Below are 24,536 nucleotides of genomic sequence, written 5' to 3' on the forward strand. Positions count from 1 at the left end.
CGGCTCAGCGGCTCTGCGCGGCGGATACCGGGGTGGCGCTCTCGGCCAGGACGGTCACGCCCTCGGCGCTCACCGACAGGAAGCCGCCGGCCACCTCGTAGGAGACCTGCTCGCCGCCGGCGAGCTTGATGCGTACCTGCCCGGGCTCGGCGAGCTGGCCGAGCAGCGGCGCGTGCCCCGGCAGCACACCCAGCTCACCCTCGGTCGTCCGGGCGACGACCATCTCGGCCTCGCCGGACCAGACCTTCTCCTCGACGGCTACGAGCTCGACGTGAAGCTGCTGTGCCACGCTGTCTCCTTGCTGCGGCGGCGGATTGCCGAAAGTCTAGTCCCGCCGCCGGAGCGCCCCCAAGGCGGGTGGCGAGAGCTACGCCACGCGCTACTTGGTCTTGTTCTGGAAGCCCGGGTGCTCCAGCAGGAACGCGTCCAACTGCTCGTTGTGCAGCGCGGCGAAGAAGTCGTCCACCTCGGGCTTGAAGGCCTCGCCGCGGTACTTGCCGTTCTCGGTCACGCCGCCGCCGGGCAGCTTGACCATCTGGATCGTCTCCGGGCGGATGTTCTTCAGCGCGAGCCCGAAGTCCACCACGCTGTGGCCGCGACCGTTGAAGATCAGCGACTGCCCGGCGGCCCGGAGCACCCGGTCCAGCTTGAGCGGGTTGGTCACCACGTCGGCGCTGAACGCCTGGCCGACCATGGCCTTGACGAACTGCTGCTGGTGGCGCTGCCGGCCGTAGTCGCCGTCCGGGACACCGTTCTTCGGGTAGCGCTGCCGGACGTAGTCCAGTGCCTGCCAGCCCTTGAGGTGCCGGTTGCCCTTCTTGTATTCCGCCTGCGGCCCGATGTAGCCCTCGCCGTTCGGGTTGCCCTTGCGGTGCTTGCCGTCCGGCTCTCGGTGCTCCGAGCGCACATCGCGCTCGATGTACATGTCAACGCCACCCATCGCGTCGACGATCTTCTGGAAGCCGGTGAAGTTGATGATCGCCCCGGCGTCGAAGCGCTTGATCCCGGTCACGTCCTGCACGGTCATGGCGAGCAGTTCGAAGCCGCGGGCCGCGTCGGGATTCTTCCCGGGCACCCGGCTGCCGTACGACATGGCGGCGTTGAGCTTGTCGGTGCCGCCGTTGAAGTCGGCCTTGCTGAACTTCGGGATCTCCACGACGAGATCGCGCGGCATGGAGAAGAGGTAGGCCCGGTCCATCGAGGCGGGCACGTGCAGCACCATGATCGAGTCGGCCAGCGGCGGCGTCTCCGGGTTGCGCGGGTCGATGCCCACCAGCAGGATGTTCAGCGGGCCCTTGATGTCGCTCTTGCGCTCCTTCGCGCCGGCGGCCTGGTCGCCGAAGAGGTCGGCTTTGCCCACCGCGCCCTCGTAGCGGGCCATCAGCGCCTCCGCGCCGACCAGCACCGCCCCGCTGAGCAGCATCAGCACGGCGCCGAACACGGTGCAGACGCGGGCCCACCGGGGCACACCCGCCCAGATGGACGGCCGCTTGCCGCCCTTGCCGGCCTTACCCACGATCATCTCCGTTCGTCACGCCCACGATCAGGAGACGGGCGCACCCAGCCGAATGGTTGCCATAGACCAGCGCTCATTCCGGTGAGCGCGCGAACCGACGGTACCTCGCGCGCGGCACGATCGCCGAGCGCGGGAAACCGGCCAGCGGGCAGGATACGGCGCGAAGATGAACAAAAGGCCGCCCCGGCATTGCCGGGGCGGCCTTTTCTTGCTCACAACGGGCGGGCTCAGCCCTCCGCCATCAGCTCCTTCGCCTTGCGCTCCAGGTCCTCCAGACCACCGCACATGAAGAAGGCCTGCTCGGGGAAGTGGTCGTACTCGCCCTCGCTGATCTTGCGGAACGCCTCGATGGTCTCCTTGATCGGCACCGTCGAGCCCGGCACACCGGTGAACTGCTCCGCCGCGTAGGTGTTCTGCGAGAGGAACCGCTCGATCCGACGGGCCCGGCCGACCGTGACCTTGTCCTCCTCGGAGAGCTCCTCGATACCGAGGATGGCGATGATGTCCTGCAGGTCCTTGTAGCGCTGCAGGATCCGCTTCACCTCGGTGGCCACCTGGAAGTGCTCCTGGCCGACGAACTCCGGGGCGAGGATCCGGGACGAGGACGCCAGCGGGTCCACGGCCGGGTAGATGCCCTTGTCGGAGATCGACCGCTCCAGGTTGGTGGTCGCGTCGAGGTGGGCGAACGTGGTGGCCGGAGCGGGGTCGGTGTAGTCGTCCGCCGGCACGTAGATCGCCTGCATCGAGGTGATGGCCTGGCCCCGGACGGAGGTGATCCGCTCCTGGAGCTCGCCCATCTCGTCGGCCAGGGTCGGCTGGTAACCCACCGCGCTCGGCATCCGGCCGAGCAGGGTGGAAACCTCGGAACCGGCCTGGGTGAAGCGGAAGATGTTGTCGATGAAGAGCAGCACCTCCTGCTTCTTCACGTCGCGGAAGTACTCCGCCATGGTCAGCGCGGAGAGGGCGACCCGCAGCCGGGTGCCCGGCGGCTCGTCCATCTGGCCGTAGACCAGCGCGGTCTTGTCGATGACGCCGGACTCGGTCATCTCGGCGATGAGGTCGTTGCCCTCACGGGTGCGCTCCCCCACGCCGGCGAAGACCGACGTACCACCGAAGTTGCGGGCGACCCGGGTGATCATCTCCTGGATGAGCACCGTCTTGCCCACGCCGGCGCCGCCGAACAGGCCGATCTTGCCGCCCTTGACGTACGGGGCGAGCAGGTCGATGACCTTGATGCCGGTCTCCAGCATCTCGGTCTTCGGCTCCAGGTCCGCGAAGGCCGGGGCCTTGCGGTGGATGCTCCAGCGGTCGTCGGCCTGGAGCGTCTCGCCCTCGGTGAGGTTGAGGACCTCGCCGATCGCGTTGAAGACGTGGCCCTTGACCGCGTCGCCAACCGGAACGGTGATCGGCGAGCCGCTGTCGCGCACCTCCGCACCGCGAACCAGGCCGTCGGTCGGCTGCATCGAGATCGCGCGAACCAGGTTGTCACCCAGGTGCTGGGCGACCTCCAGGGTCAGCGTCTTCTCGCCGCCGGAGAGCGTCACCTCGACGTGCAGGGCGTTGAACAGGTCCGGCATGGCGTCGCGCGGGAACTCGGCGTCGACGACCGGGCCGATGACCCGGACCACGCGACCCGTGGCCGTCTTGGTCTCTACTGGGGCAGTCATCACACTTCACTTCCCGACGCGGCCAGCGCGTTCGCGCCGCCGACGATCTCGCTGATCTCCTGGGTGATCCCGGCCTGGCGGGCCGAGTTCATCTCACGCGTGTACTTCTCGATCATCTCTTCCGCGTTGTCGGTGGCGCTCTTCATCGCCCGCCGCCGGGCCGCCGACTCGCTGGCCGCCGACTCGATCAACGCCGCGTAGATCCGCGTGTTGATGTACTTCGGCAGCAGCGCGTCGAGCAGCGCCTCCGCCTCCGGCTCGAACTCGTACGCCGGCAGCAGGCCCTCGGACCGCGGCCGATCCTCCACCTGCATCGGGCCGATGATCTTCGCCACCGGGGTCTGGGTCATCAGGGACTTGAACTCGGTGTAGACGATGTGCAGCTCGTCGATCCCGAGCACCCCGTCCGGCCCGGCGCCGCCGTCCACGTCGTCCGCGCCGGCCGAGAACGCCTTGATCAGCGTCTCGCCCACCTCGCGGGCGTCGGTGAACGACGGCTGCTCGCTGAAGCCGGTCCAGTTCGCCTCGATCGGCCGGTTGCGGAACCGGTAGAACGTGACGCCCTTGCGCCCGACGACGTAGAGCACCGGCTCCTTGCCGTCGGCCTTGAGCCGGGCGATCAGCGACTCAGCGGTCTTGATCGCGTTGGTGCTGTAACCGCCGGCCAGGCCCCGGTCGCTGGTGACCAGCAGGACGCCGGCCCGCCGCACCCGCGGCCGCGGGGTGAGCAGCGGGTGGTCGATCCGCGCGTTGGACGCCAGCGCCGTGAGCACGTTGGTGATGGCCTGGGCGTACGGCAGGGACGCCTCCACCCGGGCCTGGGCCTTGGCGATCCGGCTCGTCGCCACGAGCTCCATCGCCTTGGTGATCTTCTTCATCGACTTCGCCGAGCGGATCCGTTGACGAAGAACGCGAACCTGGGCCGCCATGGTCAGCCCTTACTGGTTCTCGACCGGGCGGTCGGTCGTGCCGTCGCGGAAGCGGGTCACCGTCTCACGGGCCTCGTCACCCTCCAGCGGGGCGGCCGGCGCCTCGTTGATCCGGCGCTCGTCCTCCTTGCCGAGGAAGACCTGCTTGAACTCCGTGATGGCGGTGTCCAGCGAGCCGATGATGTCGTCGTCCCACTTGTTGTCAGCGATGGCCGCGAGGACGCCCTCGTGCTTGTGCCGCAGGTACTGCAGGAACTCCGACTCGAACCGCCGGATCTCACCCACCGGGATGTCGTCCAGCTTGCCCTCGGTGCCGGCCCAGACCGAGACGACCTGCTCCTGCACCGGGAACGGCGAGTAGTTCGGCTGCTTGAGCAGCTCGACCAGGCGGGAACCGCGCTCCAGCTGGGCCCGGGAGGCCTTGTCCAGGTCGGAGGCGAAGGCGGCGAACGCCTCCAGCTCGCGGTACTGGGCCAGGTTCAGCCGCAGCGAGCCGGCGACCTTCTTCATCGGCTTCACCTGCGCGGCGCCACCGACCCGGGAGACCGAGGTGCCGACGTTGATGGCCGGCCGGACGCCCTGGTTGAACAGGTCGGTCTCCAGGAAGATCTGGCCGTCGGTGATCGAGATGACGTTGGTCGGGATGAAGGCCGAGATGTCGTTGGCCTTGGTCTCGATGATCGGCAGACCGGTCATCGAGCCGCCGCCCATCTCGTCCGACAGCTTCGCGCAGCGCTCCAGCAGCCGGGAGTGCAGGTAGAAGACGTCACCGGGGTACGCCTCGCGGCCCGGCGGGCGGCGCAGCAGCAGCGACACGGCGCGGTAGGCCTCGGCCTGCTTGCTCAGGTCGTCGAAGACGATCAGGACGTGCTTGCCGCCGTACATCCAGTGCTGCCCGATGGACGAGCCGGTGTAGGGGGCGAGGTACTTGAAGCCGGCCGGGTCGGAGGCCGGGGACGCGACGATGGTGGTGTACTCCATCGCGCCCGCCTCCTCCAGGAGGCCCTTGATCGAGGCGATCGTGGAGGCCTTCTGGCCGACGGCGACGTAGATGCAGCGGACCTGCTTCTTCGGGTCGCCGGAGCGCCAGTTGTCCCGCTGGTTGAGGATGGTGTCCAGGGCGACCGTGGTCTTGCCGGTCTTCCGGTCACCGATGATCAGCTGCCGCTGGCCCCGGCCGATCGGGGTCATCGCGTCGACCGCCTTGATGCCGGTCTGCATCGGCTCGAAGACGGACTGCCGGGCCATCACGTTCGGAGCCTGCAGCTCCAGCTCACGGTAGCCCTCGTTGGCGATGTCGCCGAGGCCGTCGATCGGCTGGCCGAGCGCGTTGACCACGCGGCCGAGGAAGGCGTCGCCGACCGGCACGGAGAGCACCCGGCCGGTGCGCTTGACGCGCTGCCCCTCCTCGATGCCGGCGTAGTCACCGAGGACGACGACACCGATGTCCCGGACGTCGAGGTTCAGCGCCACGCCGAGCGTGCCGTCCTCGAACTCCAGGAGCTCGTTGGTCATGGTCGAGGGAAGGCCCTCGACGTGGGCGATGCCGTCGCCGGCGTCGGCGACGGTGCCGACCTCCTCGCGGGAGACGTCGGACGTGTAGGAGGAGACGTAGCGCTCCAGGGCGCCGCGGATCTCCTCCGTCGAGATGGTCAGCTCGGCCATCCTCTGCTTCCTTAAGTATCAGGGGCCCGGGATACCTAGTACCGACCGGTCCGAATGGCGTCTATTCAGGGCGCTGCGCGGCGGGGCCGCCTCAGCGCTTCGCGAGCGCGTTGCGGGTCTCGTTGAGGCGGCGCAGGACGGTGCCGTCGTACAGGTCGGAGCCGACCCGCACGCTCGCGCCACCGAGGACCTCGGGGTTCACCGTCTGCTTGACGGATACCTCCCGACCGTATATCGCGGAGAGGCTCGCGCCCAGCCGGCGCTCCTCCTCTTCACTCAACGGGGCCGCCACGGTCACGTACGCCACCTGCCGGTCGCGCCGGTCGGCGGCGAGCTCGACCAGCCGGGTGAGCGCCCCGGTGAAGGAGCGTCCCCCGAAGCCGGCGAGCGCGACCCCGACGAGGTAGCCGGTGACGGGCCGGGCCTTGCCGGCGAGCAACTGGTCGACCAGGGTGGCCCGCTGCTTGGCCGGCGCCATCCCGTCGGAGAGCGCGTTGGACAGCTCGGGCGAGCCGGCGACGACCTGCCCGAAACGGAACAGCTCGTCCTCGACCTCGCCCAGCTCACCGGCGGAGTCAGCGCCCGCCAGGAGCGCCTCCACGCCGAGCCGCTCGGTGGCGTCGAGCAGTTCCGACGGCGCCGACCACCGGCCGGCGGCCAGCGCGGTGAGCAGTTCGAGCGCGTCCACGCCGACCTTGCCGCCGAGAATCCCGGTCAGCAGGGCGGCCCGGTCCTCGCCGGAGCGGGCCGGGTCGGAGAGCGCCCGGCGCAGCCGCGGCTCCCGCCGCAGCAGCGCGGCGACGGAGAGGATGTCGTCGGCGGTGGTGACCACCGCCGACGCCTCCGCGCCGCGGACGTACGCGTCGAGGCGCTCGGCCGCGACCTTGTACGACTCCCGGCTGGCGGCCTGCATCAGCGGGCCCCCGTGCTCTCGAGACCGCTCAGGAACCGGTCGACGGTGCCCTTGCGGCGCGCCTCGTCGGCGAGCGACTCACCGACGATCTTGCTGGCCAGGTCGACCGCGATGGTGCCGACCTCGGTGCGCAGCTCACGCACGATGGTGGCTCGCTCCGCGGCGAGCTGCTCCTTGCCGGCCGCGATGATCCGGTCGGACTCCTCCCGCGCCTTGGCGAGGATGTCCTGCCGGATGCCCTCGGCGTCGGCCCGGGCGTCGTCCCGGATCTTGGCGGCGTCGGTACGCGCCTCGGCGAGCTGCGCGCGGTACTGCTCGAGCAGCTGGTTGGCCTCGGCCTGGGCGGCCTCGGCGCGCTTGATGCCGCCCTCGATCGCGTCCACCCGAGCCTGGAACGTCTGCTCCATGCGCGGGAAGACGAACTTCATCAGCACGAAGCAGAGGATGGCGAAGGCGATGGTGCCGACCACGACCTCCTGCCAGACAGGAATGATCGGGTTGTGGGTCGACTCACCACCCTCAGCGGCGAGCAGGAACATGGATGACCTCCCGGTCGAGGGGCGGGATTAGAGCTGGCCCTGCCAGATGAAGCCGAAGGCGATGCCCAGCAGCGCGAGCGCCTCGATGACGGCGAAGCCGATCCAGACGTACGGCAGGGTCATCCGGGACGACTCCGGCTGGCGGGCCGTCGACTGGATGTAGGCGGCGAAGACCAGGCCGACACCGATGCCCGGGCCGATGGCCGCGAGACCGTAGCCGATGGCGGCGGTGCTGCCCTCTACCGCGGCGTAGATGTCCATTAGTGGGTTCCTCCTGGTTATCACGCGTGACGGTCACGCGGGACGACAACGGGTGGTGCGGTGGATCAGTGCTCTTCGGCGAGCGCGCCCTGCACGTAGCTGGCGGTGAGCACGGTGAAGACGTAGGCCTGCAGGACGATCACCAGGAACTCGAGGAAGGTGAGCGCGATGGTCATCACCCAGGAGAGGAGCGAGACCGGCGCCAGCCAGGCGTTGGCGTTGAGCATCGCGAAGCCGCCGAGCGTGAAGACCAGCAGGAGCATGTGGCCGGCGAACATGTTCGCGAAGAGACGGACGGCCAGCGAGAACGGCCGGACGAGGAAGGTGGAGAAGAACTCGATCGGGATCAGCAGCGGCAGGATGTACCAGGGCGCCGGCGGGATGAGGGAGTTCTTGATGAACTTGCCGGCGCCGTGGTGCCGGATGCCCGCGTAGATGAAGAGCACGTAGCTGATCACGGCGAGGAACGCCGGGAAGGCGATGTGCGAGTTCGGCGAGATCTGGAGCAGCGGGAAGATCGCGAAGAAGTTGGTCAGCAGGATGAAGCAGAAGAGCGTGGTGAAGTACGGCGCGAACCGCACCCCCGCGTGCCCGATCATGTCGACCGCGATGTTGTTCCGCACGAAGCCGTAGATCGACTCGGCGAACCACTGCTTCTTCGTCGGTACCAGCTGCGGCTTCCGGTAACTGGCCAGGAAGAAGATGATCAGCACGCCGACGGCCAGCCAGACCATCGCGGTGATCTTGGTGAACCAGTAGGAGTTCTCCGCACCCCAGGGCAGGATGCTGGGCAGGTAGAAGTCCTCCACGCTGGGTGGGAATGCTGCCTCGCCCTGAGCCAGAACGTTCGCCGCTCCGAACACCTGCGTCCCTTCCTAAGTAGGCGTGCCGAGTCGGCGGACGACCAGGATGATCCCCCCGGCCATGCCGAGCACGACGCCGATCCCGGTGGCGATGCCCCCGGTGTCGAGCCACTGGTCGACCAGCCAGCCGATGAAACCCCACACGAGCATGCCCGCGATCAGGTACGTGAGCGCGGTCCAACCCTGGCCGGCGCCGGACGGAACGTCGTCCCGGTCGCCGCTGGGTCGGGGGGTTTGGTCACCAGCCATGACGGGGCGAACGATATCAGTCGGGAAGTCGAGGCTGTGCCTCACCCCCCGCACAACCGTCGTTGTGTGGGCGTCGGGCGGGCAGGCTCGTCTGTGGGCACGCTACTCCCCTTCCGCCAGCCTGGAAATGACCAGTGCCGGACACATTTCCGCGCCGTCCGAGGGGTGGGATTCCCGCGGTCAGCGGGTACCGCGGGCGTGCACGGCGGTGAGCCACCAGATGTGCACCCCGGTCCAGACCACCACCCCGGCGGCGATGCCCAGGCAGAGCGGGATCAGGCCGGCCCAGCCGGTCGACGCCACGGCCACCATCACCACCCCGAGCAGGGTGAACTTGGCCGCGTAGAGACCGAGTCCGAAGGGGAGCACCAACTGCGGGTTCACCGAGTCGGCCCAGGCCAGCACCACGGTGGTCAGGGTGTAGCTGGCCACCGTGACGCCCACCCCGGCCGCCGCGCCGAGCGCCGCGTCGGCTCCGCCGGTGACCGCGCCGACCAGCGCGGCCACGGCGGTCAGCAGGCCGCTCGCGGCCAGCAGCACCGGCAGGTGCCGCAGCCGCCAGCGCCGGTCGGCGGCCGCGACCGGCTCGCGCACCCCGGGCTCAGCCACGGGGGTACGCCGGGAACTCGGCGACCAGCTCGGTCACCTCGGACGCGATCGCGGCCAGCCCTTCGGCGCCGCCCGGATCGGCGGGATCGGTGCGCACCGCCCGGGCGATCAGCCCGGCGACCCGGCGCAGCTCACCCTCCCGCATGCCCTGGGTGGTGACGGCGGGCGTGCCGACCCGGATCCCGGAGGCGACCATCGGCTTCTGCGGGTCGTACGGGATGGCGTTCTTGTTCAGCGTGATGCCGGCGGCGTCGCAGCGCGCCTCGGCGTCCGCGCCGGTCACCCCCACCTCGCGGAGGTCGATCAGGGCGAGGTGGGTGTCGGTGCCGTCGGAGACCGGGCGCATGCCCTCGGCGGCCAGCCCGGCGGCGAGCGCCTGCGCGTTACGCACCACCTGGGCCGCGTACGCCTGGAACTCGGGCTGCGCGGCCTCGCGCAGCGCGACGGCCTTGGCCGCGACGGCGTGCATCAGCGGGCCGCCCTGGGTGAACGGGAAGACCGCCTTGTCGATCCGCTGGGCCAGCGGCTCCCGGCACAGGATCATGCCGCCGCGCGGCCCGCGCAGCACCTTGTGGGTGGTGGCGCAGACGACGTCGGCGTACGGCACCGGGGACGGGACGGCCTTCCCGGCGACCAGCCCGATGAAGTGCGCGGCGTCCACCATGAGGTACGCGCCGACCTCGTCGGCGACCTCGCGGAACCGGGCGAAGTCGATCAGTCGCGGGTAGGCGGTCGCGCCACAGATGATCATTTTGGGCCGGTGCGCGAGGGCGAGGTCGCGCACCTCGTCGTAGTCGATCAGCTCGGTGTCCCGGCGCACCGTGTACCCCACGGTGCGGAACCACTTGCCGGAGAAGTTCACCCGGCTGCCGTGGGTCAGGTGCCCGCCGTGCGGCAGGTCCATGGCGAGCACCGTGTCGCCCGGCTGCACCAGCGCCGCGTACGCGGCCAGGTTGGCGCTCGCCCCGGAGTGCGGCTGGAGGTTGGCGTGCTCGGCCCCGAAGAGCTCCTTCGCCCGGGCGATGCCGATCTCCTCGGCCCGGTCCACCTCGGCGCAGCCACCGTAGTAGCGCCGGCCCGGGTAGCCCTCGGCGTACTTGTTGGTCAGCGTCGAGCCGAGCGCGGCCAGCACCGCCGGCGAGGTGAGGTTCTCGCTGGCGATCAGCTGGAGGCCGCCGCGCAGCCGGTCCAGCTCACCGAGCACCACCCCGGCGATCTCCGGGTCGGTGGCCCGGAGCTGGTCGAAATCCGGCCCCCAGAAGGTGCTTTGCGCGGTGTCCACAGCGCCAGAGTCTATTGGGCCGCAGACTGGGGATCGTGAGATGCCTGGTCACCGGAGCAACGGGGTACATCGGCGGGCGGCTCGCCCCTCGCCTGCTGGCCGACGGCCACACCGTACGCTGCCTGGCCCGCAAGGCCGGCCGGCTGCGGGACGTGCCGTGGGCGGGCCGGGTCGAGGTCGCCGAGGGCGACCTGCGCAAGCCGGACACCCTGCCGGCCGCGCTCGACGGCGTGGACGTCGCCTACTACCTGGTGCACTCGCTCGGCCAGGCCGGTTTCGAGGCCGCCGACCGGGAGGCCGCGGCGAACTTCGCGACGGCGGCCCGCGCCGCGGGCGTCCGCCGGATCGTCTACCTGGGCGGGCCGGAGCCGGCGGCCGACCGGTCGGTCCCCTCGGCGCACCTGCGCTCCCGGGCCGAGGTGGGGCGGATCCTGCTGGACAGCGGGGTGCCGACCGCCGTGCTGCGGGCCGCCGTGATCATCGGGTCCGGCTCGGCCTCGTTCGAGATGCTGCGCCACCTCACCGAGCGGCTGCCGATGATGGTCACCCCGCGCTGGGTGCGCAACCGGATCCAGCCGATCGCGGTCCGCGACGTGCTGCGCTACCTGGTCGGCTGCGCGGAGCTGCCGCCGGAGGTCAACCGGGCCTTCGACATCGGCGGGCCGGACGTGCTCACCTTCGAGGACATGATGCGGCGCTACGCCCGGGTGGCCGAGCTGCCCCGGCGGATCATCGTGCCGGTGAAGCCGCTGACCCCGGCGCTCTCCTCGCTCTGGGTCGGGCTGATCACCCCGGTCCCGAACGCGATCGCCCGGCCGCTGGTGGAGAGCCTGGTGCAAGAGGCGGTCGCCCGCGAGCACGACATCGCCCGGTACGTCCCCGACCCGCCGGAGGGGCTCACCGGCTTCGACCGGGCGGTGGAGCTGGCGCTGGCCAAGATCCGCGACGCCGCGGTGGAGACCCGGTGGTCGAACGCGAGCGGCCCGGACGCGCCGGCCGAACCGCTGCCCAGCGACCCGAAGTGGTCCGGCGGCACCACGTACACCGACATGCGGGAGCGCGCCGTGGCCGCCCCGCCGGACGCGCTCTGGCGCGTGATCGAGGGGGTCGGCGGGGAGCACGGCTGGTACTCCTTCCCGCTCGCCTGGTCGGTGCGTGGCTGGTTGGACCGGCTGATCGGCGGGGTGGGGCTGCGCCGGGGGCGGCGCGACCCGCACCGGCTCCAGGTCGGCGAGGCACTGGACTTCTGGCGGGTGGAGGAGATCGTCCCCGGTGAGCTGCTGCGGCTGCGCGCCGAGATGCGGCTGCCCGGCCGGGCCTGGCTGGAGATGCGGGTGCTGCCGGCCGAGGACGGGCACAGCCGCTACCACCAGCGGGCGGTCTTCCTCCCGCACGGCCTGGCCGGGCACGCGTACTGGGGTTCGGTGGCCCCGTTCCACGCGGTGGTCTTCGGCGGGATGGCCCGCAACATCGCCCGGGGCGCCGAGCACCTGGCCGAGTCGTCGGTCAGTTCCCGGTCCGCTCCCCGCTGATCTCGAAGGCGATCGCCTCGCTCGGCGGCACGAAGTCGCGCACCGGCTGGTCGCGCAGCGCGAACGACATCACCTCGGCCACCGCGTCCACCATCCGCCCCTGCACCGCCTGACCCACCCCGTCCCGCGGGTCGTCCGGGTTCGCGGCGATCGCGGCGACCGCGAGCTGCGGGGTGAACGCCACCACGGTCTCCGTGGCGTACCGCTCCGAGCTGCCCGTCTTGCCGGCCACCGGCCGGCCCAGCCGGTCCCGCAGCCGGGTCGCGGTACCACCGTCGCAGCGGTTGTACATGGACTGGTCGCCGACCGGGCAGCGGGCCGCGTCCGCCGCCGCCCGGGCCACCTCGGTGTCGATCACCTGGCGGCAGTCCGGCTTGGCCGCGTCGACCGGACGGCCGGCCGCGTCGGTGATCGAGGTGACCGGCAGCGGCGCGCACCAGGTCCCCTCGGCCGCCAGCGTGGCGTACGCGCCGGCCAGGTCGAGCGGCGTGGTGGTGGCCACGCCGAGCACGAACGGGCCCCAGTTGCGGGCGCCGTGGCGGGCCAGCCGGGCGTCGTCCGGGGAGCGCAGCACGATGCCGAGCCGCTCGGCCATCTCCACCACCCGGTCCGCCCCGACCCGTTCGGTCAGCCAGGCGAAGTACGTGTTCACCGACTCGCCGAAGGCGGTCCACATGTCGTGCCAGCCCGCCATGGACGAGCTGGCGTTCTCCGGGCACCAGTAGCCGTCGCAGCTCGCCGCCCCGGAGGCCGGGTAGCGGGTGACGATCCGGTCCGGCGCGTCGAACTCGGTGCGCAGCGGCAGCCCGGACTCCAGGGCGGCCAGCATGGCGAAGAGTTTGAACGTCGAGCCGGCCTGGTAGCCCTCGATCGCCCCGCCGCCGGCGACCAGCTGGTTGACCGTGTTCGGGCGGTTCTTCTGCCCGGGCGGGTTGGCATCCACCCGGTAGTTCCGGTTCACCGCCATGGCCAGCACCCGGCCGGTGCCGGGCTGCACCACCGCGGTCGGCATCGCCCGGCGGTCGTCCACCCGGTAGATCCGGTGTACCTGCTCGGCGGCGGCGCGCTGCACCGCCGGGTCGAGCGAGGAGACGATGGAAAAGCCGCCCCGGCGCAGCGTCCGCTGCCGCTCGTCCACGCTGGCCCCGAACGCCGGCTGGGCGTTCCACCACCGGGTGAACCAGTCGCAGAAGTAGCCCCAGTCGTTGTGCCCCTCGGGCACCGCCGTGCAGTCGTTCGGCGTCTCGCTGGGGCGCAGCTTCAGCGGCTCGGCCGCGGCCCGGGCGGCCTCCTCGGCCGGCACCTGCCCCGCCTCCACCAGCCGGTCCAGCACGTACGCCCGGCGGCGCAGCGCGCTGTCCGCGTCCCCGTTGATCGGGTCGTCGCTGTGCGGGGAGCGGACCAGACCGGCCAGCAGGGCCGCCTCGCCGAGGGTGAGGTCGGCCGGCGCCTTGGAGAAGTAGCGCTTGCTGGCGGCCGCCACTCCGTACGCCCCGGCACCGAAGTACGCGATGTTCAGGTAGCGGGCCAGGATCTGGTCCTTGCTCAGCTCCCGCTCCAGCGCCAGCGCGTATCGCATCTCCTGGATCTTGCGGGCGGTGGTGATCTCGGTGGCCGCGGCCCGCTGCGCCTCGCTGAGCCGCGGGTCGCTGCTCAGCACGTTGCGGACGTACTGCATGGTCAGCGTGGACGCGCCCTGCCGGGTCTCGCCCGAGCCCTGGTTGACCGTGAAGGCCCGGGCCACGCCCCGCAGGTCCACCCCGCTGTGCTGGTGGAACCGGGCGTCCTCGGCGGCCACGATCGCCTGGCGCATCACCGGCGCCACCTCGGCCAGCGGGACGTCCACCCGGTCCTCCTGGTAGAAGGAGGTGATCAGGGTGGTGCCGTCGCCGGCGTACAGGTTGGACCGCTGGGCGGTGGGCGGGGTGCGCAGCGTGTTCGGCAGCTCCGCGTACGGCGCGGCGAGCGCCGAGAAGCCGATCCCGAAGACCAGCGCGGCCGGCAGGGCCGCCGCCGCCAGGGCCAGGCCGGCCAGCACGCCGGCGATCAGGATGGTCAGCAGTCGGTGCAAATGGGCCCGGGTCATCAGCTCTCCCCGCAGGAGCCGGATCGCGCTAGGACCCGTTCAGAATGACCCGAAACGCCCCTTTCGCCCCCGTGTTTCGGCAAACCCGCAGGAAATTCGCGAGCCGGACACGACACGCGCCGCCGGACACGTCGTCCAGCAGCGCGCCGACGGGGTTGACCATGAAGTTGTTGCCGCGCACATCGGCGTGTCGGGTCAACAACTTCATGATCGACACGCTGGGGCGGGGTGGGGCAGGTGGGCTCAGGGGAACAGGGCTGTGGCGAGGGGGTGCACGGTCTCCTCGATCTCGTCGGCGACCCGGCTGAAGCACTGGTCGCCCCGCCCCCACGGGTCGTCGAGATCGTCGGTGGGCAGCGGACCGGCCCCCTGGCGGGCGGCGTGGGCGGCCTCGACCAGCGCCACTCCGCGGGCGTACACGGCCTCGCCGGTGGCCTCGGCCGGAGGCAGCGCGGCGGCGTCCACCGCGGCCAGCAGCCGGCCGAACTCGCCGAGCACGAAGGTGCGCTCGGCGGCGTCCGGGCGCAGCGCCACCACGTACTCCTGCTGGTCGGCGGTGGCGGTGAGGACCAGGTCGGCCGCGTCGATGAGGTCCGAGCGGAGCTTGCGGGCGGCGAATCCCTCGGTGCTGCCGCCGCGGGTGGTGACCTGGCGGGCCGCCGGCGGGTTCATCTCCTCGCCGGCGTGCCAGCCGCCGGTGCCGGCGCTGTGGCTGTGCAGCAGTTCGTCCGCGCGGGCCGGGTCGAGCCCGCGGCGGGACAGCCGTTCCCGGACGGCGAGGGCGAGCAGCCGCTCGGCCATCGGCGACCGGCAGATGTTGCCCATGCAGACGTGCAGCACGGTGAACGGGGGCACTCAGGCCACCTGGCTCTCGACGATGTCCGGCACCACGTCGCGCAGCTTCTCCAGCGGGATGGCGCCGAGCCGGAGCAGCTGCGGCACCTCGCCGGTGAGGTCCACGATCGTGCTCGGCACCGGGTCCGGGCAGGGCCCGGCCTCCAGGTACGCGCGCACCGAGTAGCCGAGCTGGTCGCGCGCCTCCTCGGCGGTGACCGCGGCCGGCTGGCCGGTCTTGTTCGCCGACGAGACCGCCATCGGGCCGGTCTCCCGCAGCACCTCCAGGGCCACCGGGTGCAGCGGCATCCGCACCGCCACCGTGCCGGTCTTCTCCCCCAGGTCCCACTGCAGGCTCGGCGAGTGCTCGACCACGATGGTCAGCGCCCCGGGCCAGAACGCCTCGACCAGGTCCCGGGCCGCCTGGGGCAGCGAGAAGACCAGCCCGTCGAGGGTGTGCCGGGAGCCGATCAGCACCGGGGGCGGCATCTGCCGGCCCCGGCCCTTGGCGTCGAGCAGCGCCTTGACCGCGTACGGGGTGAACGCGTCCGCGCCGATCCCGTAGACCGTGTCCGTCGGCAGGACGACCAGTTCGCCGTTCTTGACCGCCTCGATGGCCGCAGCGATGCCGCGGTCCCGGTCGGCGGGCGACCGGCAGTCGTAGAGCATCACGAGGAGCCAGTCTGCCACGCCGCGCCGGTGGACCGGTGCTGACCGTCCGCTCGCCGGGACGCGGTGGCGAACCGGGGCCGGCCGGTCAGGTCCGGATGGTCGACGATGTCGGCGTACCGGCCGTCGGCGGCGAGCAGCTCCGGCACCACCCGGCCGTGGCTGTCGTCGTGCTCCACACCGAGGGCGCCGCCCGGCCGCAGCAGCACCGCCGACCGGGTCACCACCGGGCGGATCACGGCCAGCCCGTCGGGTCCGCCGAAGACCGCGTTTGCCGGATCGTGCCGGGCCACCTCGGGTGGCACGGCCACCGCGGCCGGCACGTAGGGCGGGTTGCAGAGCAGCACGTCCACCTGGCCGGCCAGCTCGGCCAGCAGGTCCGGCGCGGTGACGTCCGCGGCGACCACCTCGATCGGCCGGTCCCCCGCCGCGGCCCGCTCGGCCGCGTTGCGTCGCAGCCAGGGCAGCGCCGCCGGCGAGCCCTCCACCGCCACCACCCGGGCCGACGGCAGCTCCTGGGCGACCGCGAGGGCGATCGCGCCGCAGCCGCTGCACAGGTCCACCACCAGCGGGTTGGCCACCCGCGCGGCCTGCTCGACGCCCCAGCCGGCGAGCAGTTCGGTCTCCGGGCGGGGCACGAACACCCCCGGGCCGACGGCCAGCTCCAGGTGCCGGAAGGCGGCCCGGCCGGTGAGGTGCTGCAACGGCTCCCGGTCCGCCCGGCGGGCGACCAGCGCCGCGTACCGGTCGCGCTGCGCCGCGGTGAACCCGTCCGCCAGGGCGAGCCGGCCGCGCGGCACGTCCAGCACGTACGCGGCCAGCAGCTCAGCCTCCGCCCGCGCCGCCTCGACCCCGGCCTCGGCCAGAACGCGGGCCGCCCGGAGCACCGCCACGGACGGACGCTCCCGGTTCGTCCCTTCGGACGGGTGTTGCGGCACGATGGTCACGACATAATCATGAAGCGTCGCGGTTCACATTACGAGCGGGTGCGTGCCGACGCACACCGACAGGAGGTCGCGAGTGGGCTGGCTCGACCGGGTCACCGACCAGGTTGACGCCCTGCGGCAGTCCCGGGCGCTGCAGGAGGCGAGCCGGTCCGCCGAGGCGTACGGCGTGGTCGACCGGGTGATCCGGAGCACCAGCGACCCGTACGCCCGGGCCGACGCGCTGGTGCAGCGGCTCTCCGCCCTGATCAACCTGGGCCGCACCGCGGAGTTCACCCGGGCCATCGAGGAGGCCTCCGGCGCCGTCCGCGACCTCGCCGAGCCCTACCTGCACGGGCACCTGAACGCACTGGCCGCGCTCGCCGCCCACCACCAGGGCGCGCTGGACCGCTGCGTCACCCACCTGGTCAAGTCCGCCCGGGCGCTGAGCGCTGTGAACGACCCGGACCGGGACACCGCCTGGGGTTGGCACGACCTGGCGATGGCCTACTCGTACCTCAGCTTCCACGGCTACGCCCTCGGGGCCATCGAGCGGGCCCGCCAGCTCGGGCAGGCGGCCGGCATTCCCGAGGAAACCTTCGCCGCGCCGGGCATCCGGCTGCGCAACGCGGTGGCGCTGGACCACAACGGCGACAGCGACGGCTGCCTGCGGGTGCTCCGCGACGTCGCCGCCGACCTCGGCCGGTTCATCCGCGGCGGGCGGGCCGGGCGGCTGCGCCCGAGCAGCCTCGCCGCGTACGGCTACGCGGCCGCCCGGCAGGCGGCGCTGGGCGACCGGCTGGAGGTTGGCACCGACGCCGCACCGGCCCGGCTGCTCGGCCACGGCGGGGACAGCGCCCGCGCCCGGGACATGCGCGAACTCGGCCAGGTGTGCCTGGCCATCGCCGAGGGACGGCCGATCGAGGCGGTCACCCGGCTGGAGTCCGTCCGGGTCTCCAGCGAGACGCTTGGCGCCGCCGAACCGGCCCGGCTGCGCAGCATCGCCCTGTCCCGGGCCGGCGACCACGCGGCGGCGCACCGGGCCGACCGGCTGGCGTTCCGGCTCGCCGCCCAGCGCAACGACCGGCTGCGGGACGTCTACATCGACGGCATCGCCGCCCGCATCGACCACGAGGAGATGCGCCGCGAGGCGGCCCGCTACGAGGGCGAGGCACTGACCGACCCGCTGACCGGGCTGCCCAACCGCCGCCGCCTGGAGCGCTACATCGCCGCCGTGGTCGCCCGCGGCGAGCAGGTGGTGATCGGCGTCTGCGACCTGGACGGCTTCAAGGCGGTGAACACCCGGCACGGGCACCACTCCGGCGACCTGGTGCTGCAACGGGTGGCCGGGGTGATCAACCGGGTGATGCGCCGGGGCGACTTCGTGGCCCGCTACGGCGGCGACGAGTTCGTGGTGGTGCTGCCCGGCGCGGGGATGGCGGAGGCCGCCGAGGTGGCCCGCCGGATCGAGGCCGCCGTGCGTACCGAGGACTGGGAGTCGCTGGTGCCGGGCACCCCGGTCGGGGTCAGCATCGGGTTCGCCGAGGTCTCCGGCTCGGGCGCCGGCCTCCGCGACGCGCTCGGAACCGCCTTCGAGATCGCCGACCGGGAGATGCTCCGCGCCAAGACCCGCCCCCGCGCCTCCTGATCCACCCACCCACTGGGCGCTCTTTCACTGAACGAGTGGCTATTTCACGTGGAACAGCCACTCATTCAGTGAACGTGCGGGCCCGGGCCGCCCGCGGGGAGGGGCGGGGGGGCGGGTGGGGTGGGTCAGCGGCGGGTCAGTTCGGGGTCGCCGGCCAGGCGGGCGGCACGGTCGGCCTCGGTCAGGGCGTCCAGCACGCCGTCCAGGTCACCGGCGAGGGCCAGGTCCAGGTTGTACGCGGTGTAGCCGATCCGGTGGTCGGTGATCCGGTTCTGCGGGAAGTTGTAGGTGCGGATCCGCTCCGAACGGTCCACCGTGCGCACCTGCGCCTTGCGGGCGTCCGCGGCGGCCGCGTCGGCCTGCTCCTGGGCCGCCGCCAGCAGCCGGGCGCGCAGGATCCGCATGGCCTGCTCGCGGTTCTGCAGCTGGGACTTCTCGTTCTGGCAGGAGACCACGATCCCGGTCGGCAGGTGGGTGATCCGTACCGCCGAGTCGGTGGTGTTCACCGACTGCCCGCCCGGGCCGGACGAGCGGAACACGTCGATCCGCAGCTCGTTCGGGTCGATGGTGACATCGACGTCCTCGGCCTCCGGCAGCACCAGCACGCCGGCCGCGCTGGTGTGGATCCGGCCCTGCGACTCGGTGACCGGGACGCGCTGCACCCGGTGCACGCCGCCCTCCCACTTCAGCCGCGACCAGACGCCGTTGCCCCCCTCGGGCACACCCCTGGTCTTGATCGCCAGCGAGACGTCCTTCACCCCGCCGAGGTCGGAGTCCTGGGCATCGATCACCTCGGTCAGCCAGCCACGCCGCTCGGCGTACCGGGTGTACATCCGCAGCAGGTCGGCGGCGAAGAGCGCGGACTCCTCGCCACCCTCGCCGGCCTTGATCTCGACGATCACGTCCTTGGCGTCGTGCGGGTCGCGCGGGATCAGCAGCTCGGCCAGGCGCTCCTCGAGCGCCGGCAGGGACGCCGCGATGGACTCGGCCTCGGCCGCGAAGGCGGGATCCTCGGCGGCCAACTCGCGGGCGGCGGCCAGGTCGGCCCGGGCCTGCTCCAGCTCACCGGCGGCCTTGTGCAGCGGGACCAGCTCGGCGTACCGGCGGCCGACCCGTCGGGCGGTGCCCTGGTCGGCGTGGATGGCCGGATCGGCCAGCCGCTTCTCCAGTTCGGCGTACTCGTCGAGGAGGGCGGCCAGGCGCTCGCTGCTCATGCTGGGGTTGCTCCTTCGACGCGACGGACCGGGGGACATACGGACGGCGCCCGCGTCCGGCACGAAACCGGACGCGGGCGCCGAACGAGAAGTTACTTGCCCTTCTTGGCCTGAACCTTGGCGTACTTCTGCTGGAACTTCGCGACCCGACCGGCGGTGTCGAGCACGCGCTGCTTGCCGGTGTAGAAGGGGTGGCAGGCGCTGCAGGTCTCGACGTGGATCGAGCCGCCCTTGGCGGTGCTGCGGGTCGTGAAGGTGTTGCCGCAGGAGCAGGTGACCTCGGTGGTCACGTACTCCGGGTGGATGTTGGGCTTCATGTCGCCTCGGTCCTCTCGTCGGTGGTCGCCGGGTCGCCGTCGCCACCCGTCGCGGTGAGCGACGGGCTCGGGCGTGAACCGGAACCGGTGGCCGATTGACCAGTGTGCCATGGGCGTACGCCGACCCGGCAACCGGGCCGCACAGCGGGTCCGGCATCGACAACACCGGCCCACCCCGCCGCATTCCCGCCGCCTGGCGGGGCATTCACCCCGGGACCGCCGGGCACGGCTGTGCCCCGCCCGGGGTACGCCGGCCCGCCGATCCGTCGGCCGGAGACCCCGGCCGGCGAGCGCTTCCGGCCCCGCCCGTCCGAGCCGACCGGAGTGAGTGATGGCCCGCCTGATCGCGACCCGGGGACTGCCCGCCTCGGGCAAGACCACCTTCGCCCGCACCCTGCAACCCGGGGTGGTCCGGGTCAACCGGGACGACCTGCGCCGGATGCTGCACGGCGAGCGGCTCTTCACCCAGCGGGCGGAGTGGCAGGTGACGCTGGCACAGCGGGCCCAGGTGGAGACGCTGCTGCGGACCGGGGCGGACGTCTGCGTGGACGACACCAACCTGCGCTCCCGGACGCTGCGGGACTGGGCCGACCTGGCCGCCCGGCACGGCGCCGGGTTCGAGGTGCACGACTTCACCGACGTGCCGCTGGCGGAATGCCTGCGCCGCGACGCCGGGCGGCCAGAGGCGGACCGGGTCGGCGAGGCGGCCATCCGCCGGCTGCACGAGCGCTACCTGGAGGGGCGCCCGCTGCCGCTGCCGGTGCCGCAGGCGCGCACCGGCCGCCCCGCCCGGGTGCACCCCCCGTCCGCCGAGCCGCCGGAGATCGTGCTGGTCGACATCGACGGCACGGTGGCGCTGAACGTCTCGCGCAGCCCGTACGACATGACCCGGGTCGGCGAGGACGAGCCGAACCCGGCGGTGATCGCGGCGGTGCGGGCGATGCACGCCGCCGGCCACGGGGTGGTCTTCTGCTCCGGCCGGGACGCCTCGGCCCGGGCCGACACCGAGGCGTGGCTGGCCCGGCACGTGCGGGTGCCGTACCTGGCCCTGCACCTGCGGGCGGTCGGCGACTCGCGGAAGGACTCGGTCGTCAAGCGCGAGATCTACGAGCGCGAGGTCCGGGACCGGTACCGGGTGGTGGGCGTCTTCGACGACCGCCAGCAGGTGGTGCGGATGTGGCGCGACCTCGGCCTGACCGTCTTCCAGGTGGCCGAGGGCGACTTCTGACCCCGGTGGGCTCCCCGCCGTCCGCGGGGAACCCACCGGCGCGCGGTCAGGCGGCGGGCGCCTCCGCCGCCGTCGCCGCGGTCAGGGCGATGCTCGCCTGCGCCCGTTCGCCGTTGACCTCGACGGCGAGGGTGACCTGGGCGCCCGGGCGCAGCGCGGTGAGCCGCCCGGTGACCGGGTCGAAGCGGGCCACGTGCCACGGTCGCAGCCCGGCGGCCGGGCCGATGTGCAGGTTCGGCGAGGCGGACCAGTCCGCGCTCACCGGCGCGGCCACCGGCACCGTACGCCCACCCGGCTGGGTGACCGTGGCGGTGACGGTCGCCGGTGCGCCGACCGCGACGGTCGCCGGCGCCGCCAGCGCGAGCTGGTCGACGTGGGCGTGCGTCTCGGCGCTCACCCAGCGCGGCCCCTCGGCGAGCGGGTCGCGGCGGGCCCGGTCGGCCTCGGCCGGGCTCACCGGGTCCACCCCGAACTCCGTCCAGCCGGTGAAGCCGCCCTGGTCGGCCGGGGTGGACGGGTTCTTGCCGGCGTTGCCGTTGATCACGTACGGCACCCCGTCGACCCGGTCGGCGTGGAACGTGCCGACGTGCCCGCCGACGAAGAGCGCGCCCTTGCCGGTGCGGTGCTGGAAGTCGGCCAGCCACTGCTCCAGCAGCGCCGCCTCCTTCCGGTCGCCGAGCTGGCTGGCCTTGGCCGGGCTCGGGTCGCGCGGCGGGTGGTGGTGCAGTACGACCACCGAGCCGACGGCCGGGTCGCCGGCCGCGGAGTCCAGCGCCTCGCGCAGCATCCGGACCTGGTCGAAGCCGCCGCCGCGGAGCGAGCCGGTGGACGAGTTCAGCGTGACGAACCGGGTGCCCTTGTGGTCGAAGACCCGCTCGGTGTCGCCGAAGACGGCCCGGAAGTTGCTGATCGGGGCGCCCATGATCTCGTGGTTGCCGGGCACGTAGTAGTACGGCAGTTCCCCGCCCAGCTCCTCGTCCAGCACCCGTTTCGCCAGCGCGAAGTCGGCCGGGTACGCGGTGTCCACGAAGTCACCGTTGATCACCAGGAAGTCCGGCCGGGCCGCCTTGACCTCGCGCAGCGTACGGCGGGCCTGGGCGACCAGGTCGCTGTCCGGGTCGGCGGCGACGAACTGCGCGTCGGACAGCACCGCGAACCGCCACGGGGCGTCGTCGACGCCGCCGTCGCGCAGCACCACCCGGTCGGTACGCGGCGCCTCCGTCGGCACGTCGACCGTCGGCGGCACCCGGGCCACCAGGTCGTCGATGATCACTTCGCTGCGGTACTGCGCGGCGGCGTTGGTCTCCGCCACGTAGAAGCGGCGGATCCGCACCGGGTACTGCACCCCGGCCGGGACGGTGAACTCGACGTACCGCCAGCCGGTCCAGGTGACGTAGGGGCCGCGCAGCACGTGCTGGGTGTCCTGCGCGTCGTGCAGGTGCAGGCTGGGCCACTCGCCGGTGCCGTTGCCGTGGATCCACATCCCGAACGCCTGCGGCTGGCCGGCGACCGGGATCCAGGCCGGCGGGTCCGCGTACGCGGCCCGGGTGCCGGTGGACTGGCTGAAGTCGTACGTCATCCGCAGGCCGGTGCCGGTGTGCCCGGGCGCCGGGGCGACCGCGCCGCTGGCCCGGGCCTGGCTGAACCGCCAGGACGCCGCGTCGTCGAAGGTGGCCACCGGCACGTCGGTGAGCCCGACGGTGACCGGCACTGCCGTGCTGCTCCGGCCGACGTGGACGGTGACCAGGGCGGACCCGGTGTCGCGCCGGGCGGTCACGGAGAGGTTGCCGTCCGCGGTCGGGGTGATGTCCAGCAGCTCCCGGTCGTAGTCGAGCCGCAGGTCGGCGGGCTCGATCGGGGCGGTGTTGCCCTCGGCGTCGTAGCCGACCACGCCGAACAGCGCGGTGCCGCCGGTGGCGGTCAGCCCGACCCTGTCCACTGTGGAGTCGATTCGGGCCAGCGGCCCGAGCACGGTCAGGTCGAGGTTGCCCCGAGCTTCGCCGCGCCAGGCGGTGACCGTGGTACGGCCGGGCAGCCCGGCCCGGAAGCGGCCCTCGCGGTCGACCACGCCGTGCACCGCCGGGTCGGCCCGCCACCTGGGCGCGCCGGCCGCCGGGCCGTACGTCTCGTCGTAGCCGGCGGCGGTGAGCCGCCGGGTGAGGCCCGGGAAGACCCGGTCGGGGTGGCCGCCGCGCACCGGGGAGACTCCCGGCGCGGTGGTCGGGTCGCTGGCGGTCTCCAGCCAGTAGCCGGTGAGCCGGCCGCTGCCCTTCGGCGCGTAGAGCGCGAGGCCGTTGGGCACGGCGCGTTCGGTGCCGTCCGACGGGCTGTTCTCGACCTGCACCGCGGCCGCGCCGGGCTCCCGGGCGAGCAGCGTGGAGGAGCCGCCGCCGTCCAAGTTCAGCGCGTGGTGCGCGCCGAGTTCGGCCATCATCCGGCCCATCTCGGTCTGCGTGACGCCGCGGCTGTCCACCTGCCGGCCGTCCACGGTGAGCATGATCATGCGGCGGCCGTCGGCGGAGAACCCGACAGCGGTCCGCGGCGCCAGCGACGCGTCCGCGATGCTCTGCACCACGCCGTCGCGGACCAGCACGTTGCCGCCACCGACCGCCGCGTGCAGGGTGCTGCCGTCTGCCGGCTTGGGCTGGTAGGCGACGTCCACCGGGTCGCCCGGGCGCAGCCCGGCGAGCGCGTCGGCGCCGGCCTCCCGGCCGAGCAGCACGGTGGTGCCGGCCGGGATCGGCCCGCTGCCGGCCGTCGTGTCCACGCTCGCCACCCGGCCGTCCACCACCACGACCTCGGTGACCCGGCTGGCCCCGGCGACCGTCCGCTCCCGGGTGTACGAGCCCCAGAGCGCGGTGAACACGCCGATGCCGTTGGTCTGGACCATGTTGTTGAACTGGGTCAGCGGCACCGGCCCGGTGGGCAGGGTCGCCGTGCCGTCGAAGTTCACCTCGATCACCCGGCCGAGGCCCTCGGTGGTGATCGCGACGGCGTTGCGGTGCCCGCTGACCGCGGACTGCACCAGCTTGCCGCTCTGGATGCCGACGCCCTGCGCGGCGCCGGAGTTGTTGATGTCGAAGAAGTCCCCGTTGACCGCGGCGACGGCGCGGGCGGCGTCCACCGCCCCACGCAGCGGCTCGGCCCGGCTCACCACGCCCGAGTTGACGTAGTCGACGGTGACGCCGCCGGTCAGGTCGGCGGTGAGCGCGTCGGCGCGCAGCCAGCCGTCCGCGTCGTACCGGTCGAACGAGGTGAGCTCCAGGCCGGGGGCGACCGGACGGGTGGTCTTCGTGGTCTCCAGGCCGCCGGCCGGCTCCACGCCGGTCGGCGCCCCGGCTGCCGCCGTGCTCGCGGCCGGGTCGCCGGCCAGCGTCACGGAGCCCGTGGGATGGGAGGAGGCGCGCGGCGCATCCTCGGCGGCGGTGGCGAAGCGGTCGGGCGTCGGGGCCGGCGCCCCGGCGGTCGCCGGCACAGGGCCGGCCAGGGTGAGCAACGGCGTCATCAGCAGGACGCCGGCGAGCCGGGCGGATCGTCTGCGGGTACGCATGGACGACAGTCAACCGGACAATGAATAGAAGTTTCAATACTC

23 protein-coding genes are annotated in these 24,536 nt (G+C 72.6%); 3 read left to right on the forward strand and 20 right to left on the reverse strand.

All coding sequences use genetic code 11. The annotated features are described in order from the left end of the window. Positions 1-4 precede the first annotated feature (4 nt). From FHX32_RS04045 to FHX32_RS04100, 12 genes are all read right to left on the reverse strand, one after another. Positions 5-289: a F0F1 ATP synthase subunit epsilon gene (locus FHX32_RS04045; protein WP_088992202.1), complete on the reverse strand. Its 285-nt coding sequence runs from the start codon at positions 287-289 to the stop codon at positions 5-7. A gap of 90 nt (positions 290-379) precedes the next feature. Beyond that, positions 380-1,522: an LCP family glycopolymer transferase gene (locus FHX32_RS04050; RefSeq protein ID WP_167179520.1), complete on the reverse strand. Its 1,143-nt coding sequence runs from the start codon at positions 1,520-1,522 to the stop codon at positions 380-382. A gap of 221 nt (positions 1,523-1,743) precedes the next feature. Continuing rightward, positions 1,744-3,183 carry a F0F1 ATP synthase subunit beta gene (atpD, locus tag FHX32_RS04055; RefSeq protein ID WP_167179521.1) on the reverse strand — a complete coding sequence of 480 codons (1,440 nt, stop codon included), beginning with the start codon at positions 3,181-3,183 and terminating at the stop codon, positions 1,744-1,746. Further along, positions 3,183-4,112 (reverse strand): F0F1 ATP synthase subunit gamma, encoded by a 930-nt coding sequence (locus FHX32_RS04060; protein WP_167179522.1) that lies wholly within the window; start codon positions 4,110-4,112, stop codon positions 3,183-3,185. The genes atpD and FHX32_RS04060 overlap by 1 nt, the downstream gene beginning before the upstream one ends. A 9-nt stretch (positions 4,113-4,121) precedes the next feature. Next, on the reverse strand, positions 4,122-5,777 hold the full coding sequence (gene atpA / locus FHX32_RS04065) for a F0F1 ATP synthase subunit alpha (RefSeq protein ID WP_167179523.1): 1,656 nt from the start codon (positions 5,775-5,777) through the stop codon (positions 4,122-4,124). 91 nt (positions 5,778-5,868) lie between these two features. After that, positions 5,869-6,690 carry a F0F1 ATP synthase subunit delta gene (locus tag FHX32_RS04070; protein WP_167179524.1) on the reverse strand — a complete coding sequence of 274 codons (822 nt, stop codon included), beginning with the start codon at positions 6,688-6,690 and terminating at the stop codon, positions 5,869-5,871. Continuing rightward, complete coding sequence (locus FHX32_RS04075; protein WP_167179525.1) at positions 6,690-7,229, reverse strand: F0F1 ATP synthase subunit B; 540 nt, start codon at positions 7,227-7,229, stop codon at positions 6,690-6,692. Before FHX32_RS04075 ends, FHX32_RS04070 begins: the two co-directional genes overlap by 1 nt. Before the next feature lie 27 nt (positions 7,230-7,256). After that, a complete protein-coding gene (locus FHX32_RS04080) occupies positions 7,257-7,490 on the reverse strand; it encodes an ATP synthase F0 subunit C (RefSeq protein ID WP_043966050.1) in 234 nt (77 codons plus the stop codon). 65 nt (positions 7,491-7,555) lie between these two features. Continuing rightward, entirely contained in the window at positions 7,556-8,353 is a 798-nt protein-coding gene (gene atpB, locus FHX32_RS04085; RefSeq protein WP_088992195.1) for a F0F1 ATP synthase subunit A, read from the reverse strand. A gap of 12 nt (positions 8,354-8,365) precedes the next feature. Then, on the reverse strand, positions 8,366-8,602 hold the full coding sequence (locus FHX32_RS04090) for an AtpZ/AtpI family protein (protein ID WP_088997430.1): 237 nt from the start codon (positions 8,600-8,602) through the stop codon (positions 8,366-8,368). A 180-nt stretch (positions 8,603-8,782) separates the two neighbouring features. Continuing rightward, positions 8,783-9,211 (reverse strand): hypothetical protein, encoded by a 429-nt coding sequence (locus tag FHX32_RS04095; protein ID WP_167179526.1) that lies wholly within the window; start codon positions 9,209-9,211, stop codon positions 8,783-8,785. Continuing rightward, a complete protein-coding gene (locus tag FHX32_RS04100) occupies positions 9,204-10,493 on the reverse strand; it encodes a serine hydroxymethyltransferase (protein WP_167179527.1) in 1,290 nt (429 codons plus the stop codon). Before FHX32_RS04100 ends, FHX32_RS04095 begins: the two co-directional genes overlap by 8 nt. A 35-nt stretch (positions 10,494-10,528) precedes the next feature. Between FHX32_RS04100 and FHX32_RS04105 the strand changes: the two genes are divergently transcribed. Next, the gene (locus FHX32_RS04105; protein ID WP_167179528.1) at positions 10,529-12,025 is read left to right on the forward strand and encodes an SDR family oxidoreductase; all 1,497 of its coding nucleotides are present in this window, start codon (positions 10,529-10,531) and stop codon (positions 12,023-12,025) included. Here FHX32_RS04105 and FHX32_RS04110 read toward each other — a convergent pair. Genes FHX32_RS04110 through prmC form a run of 5 tightly spaced genes read right to left on the reverse strand, consistent with a single transcriptional unit; the run spans position 12,000 to position 16,552 of the window. Next, complete coding sequence (locus tag FHX32_RS04110) at positions 12,000-14,111, reverse strand: transglycosylase domain-containing protein (protein ID WP_167179529.1); 2,112 nt, start codon at positions 14,109-14,111, stop codon at positions 12,000-12,002. The genes FHX32_RS04105 and FHX32_RS04110 overlap by 26 nt on opposite strands. A 28-nt stretch (positions 14,112-14,139) precedes the next feature. After that, positions 14,140-14,319 (reverse strand): hypothetical protein, encoded by a 180-nt coding sequence (locus tag FHX32_RS04115; protein WP_167179530.1) that lies wholly within the window; start codon positions 14,317-14,319, stop codon positions 14,140-14,142. A 35-nt stretch (positions 14,320-14,354) separates the two neighbouring features. Then, a complete protein-coding gene (locus FHX32_RS04120; protein ID WP_167179531.1) occupies positions 14,355-14,966 on the reverse strand; it encodes an arsenate reductase/protein-tyrosine-phosphatase family protein in 612 nt (203 codons plus the stop codon). Further along, positions 14,967-15,635, reverse strand: coding sequence for an L-threonylcarbamoyladenylate synthase (locus FHX32_RS04125; protein WP_486480902.1), 669 nt, complete (start codon positions 15,633-15,635; stop codon positions 14,967-14,969). Further along, complete coding sequence (gene prmC / locus FHX32_RS04130; protein ID WP_486481075.1) at positions 15,614-16,552, reverse strand: peptide chain release factor N(5)-glutamine methyltransferase; 939 nt, start codon at positions 16,550-16,552, stop codon at positions 15,614-15,616. The genes FHX32_RS04125 and prmC overlap by 22 nt, the downstream gene beginning before the upstream one ends. A gap of 82 nt (positions 16,553-16,634) precedes the next feature. On the opposite strand from prmC, the gene FHX32_RS04135 reads away from it, so the two are divergent. Then, complete coding sequence (locus FHX32_RS04135) at positions 16,635-18,185, forward strand: GGDEF domain-containing protein (protein ID WP_167179533.1); 1,551 nt, start codon at positions 16,635-16,637, stop codon at positions 18,183-18,185. A gap of 125 nt (positions 18,186-18,310) precedes the next feature. Here the strand turns inward: FHX32_RS04135 and prfA are convergent, their stop codons facing one another. Both prfA and rpmE read right to left on the reverse strand, forming a co-directional pair. Continuing rightward, positions 18,311-19,399, reverse strand: a complete 1,089-nt coding sequence (gene prfA, locus FHX32_RS04140) for a peptide chain release factor 1 (RefSeq protein WP_167179534.1) — start codon at positions 19,397-19,399, stop codon at positions 18,311-18,313. Between the two features lie 92 nt (positions 19,400-19,491). After that, complete coding sequence (gene rpmE / locus FHX32_RS04145) at positions 19,492-19,716, reverse strand: 50S ribosomal protein L31 (protein ID WP_012184056.1); 225 nt, start codon at positions 19,714-19,716, stop codon at positions 19,492-19,494. A gap of 331 nt (positions 19,717-20,047) precedes the next feature. On the opposite strand from rpmE, the gene FHX32_RS04150 reads away from it, so the two are divergent. Beyond that, entirely contained in the window at positions 20,048-20,944 is an 897-nt protein-coding gene (locus FHX32_RS04150; protein ID WP_167179535.1) for a phosphatase domain-containing protein, read from the forward strand. 46 nt (positions 20,945-20,990) lie between these two features. On the opposite strand, the gene FHX32_RS04155 is transcribed toward FHX32_RS04150, so the two are convergent. After that, positions 20,991-24,494, reverse strand: a complete 3,504-nt coding sequence (locus tag FHX32_RS04155) for a phosphodiester glycosidase family protein (protein ID WP_167179536.1) — start codon at positions 24,492-24,494, stop codon at positions 20,991-20,993. Between the last annotated feature and the right edge of the window lie 42 nt (positions 24,495-24,536).

This window comes from Micromonospora sp. CNZ280 (assembly GCF_011759515.1).

Excerpts from the sequence above, each read along its gene's own strand:
- FHX32_RS04115 (WP_167179530.1), bottom strand. The coding sequence starts at position 14,319 with ATGAAGTTGTTGACCCGACACGCCGATGTGCGCGGCAACAACTTCATG.
- FHX32_RS04090 (WP_088997430.1), bottom strand. The coding sequence starts at position 8,602 with ATGGCTGGTGACCAAACCCCCCGACCCAGCGGCGACCGGGACGACGTT.
- FHX32_RS04080 (WP_043966050.1), bottom strand. The coding sequence starts at position 7,490 with ATGGACATCTACGCCGCGGTAGAGGGCAGCACCGCCGCCATCGGCTAC.
- FHX32_RS04070 (WP_167179524.1), bottom strand. The coding sequence starts at position 6,690 with ATGCAGGCCGCCAGCCGGGAGTCGTACAAGGTCGCGGCCGAGCGCCTC.
- atpD (WP_167179521.1), bottom strand. The coding sequence starts at position 3,183 with ATGACTGCCCCAGTAGAGACCAAGACGGCCACGGGTCGCGTGGTCCGG.
- FHX32_RS04060 (WP_167179522.1), bottom strand. The coding sequence starts at position 4,112 with ATGGCGGCCCAGGTTCGCGTTCTTCGTCAACGGATCCGCTCGGCGAAG.
- prfA (WP_167179534.1), bottom strand. The coding sequence starts at position 19,399 with ATGAGCAGCGAGCGCCTGGCCGCCCTCCTCGACGAGTACGCCGAACTG.
- atpA (WP_167179523.1), bottom strand. The coding sequence starts at position 5,777 with ATGGCCGAGCTGACCATCTCGACGGAGGAGATCCGCGGCGCCCTGGAG.
- FHX32_RS04110 (WP_167179529.1), bottom strand. The coding sequence starts at position 14,111 with ATGACCCGGGCCCATTTGCACCGACTGCTGACCATCCTGATCGCCGGC.
- FHX32_RS04155 (WP_167179536.1), bottom strand. The coding sequence starts at position 24,494 with ATGCGTACCCGCAGACGATCCGCCCGGCTCGCCGGCGTCCTGCTGATG.
- rpmE (WP_012184056.1), bottom strand. The coding sequence starts at position 19,716 with ATGAAGCCCAACATCCACCCGGAGTACGTGACCACCGAGGTCACCTGC.
- FHX32_RS04075 (WP_167179525.1), bottom strand. The coding sequence starts at position 7,229 with ATGTTCCTGCTCGCCGCTGAGGGTGGTGAGTCGACCCACAACCCGATC.
- FHX32_RS04050 (WP_167179520.1), bottom strand. The coding sequence starts at position 1,522 with ATGATCGTGGGTAAGGCCGGCAAGGGCGGCAAGCGGCCGTCCATCTGG.
- FHX32_RS04150 (WP_167179535.1), top strand. The coding sequence starts at position 20,048 with ATGGCCCGCCTGATCGCGACCCGGGGACTGCCCGCCTCGGGCAAGACC.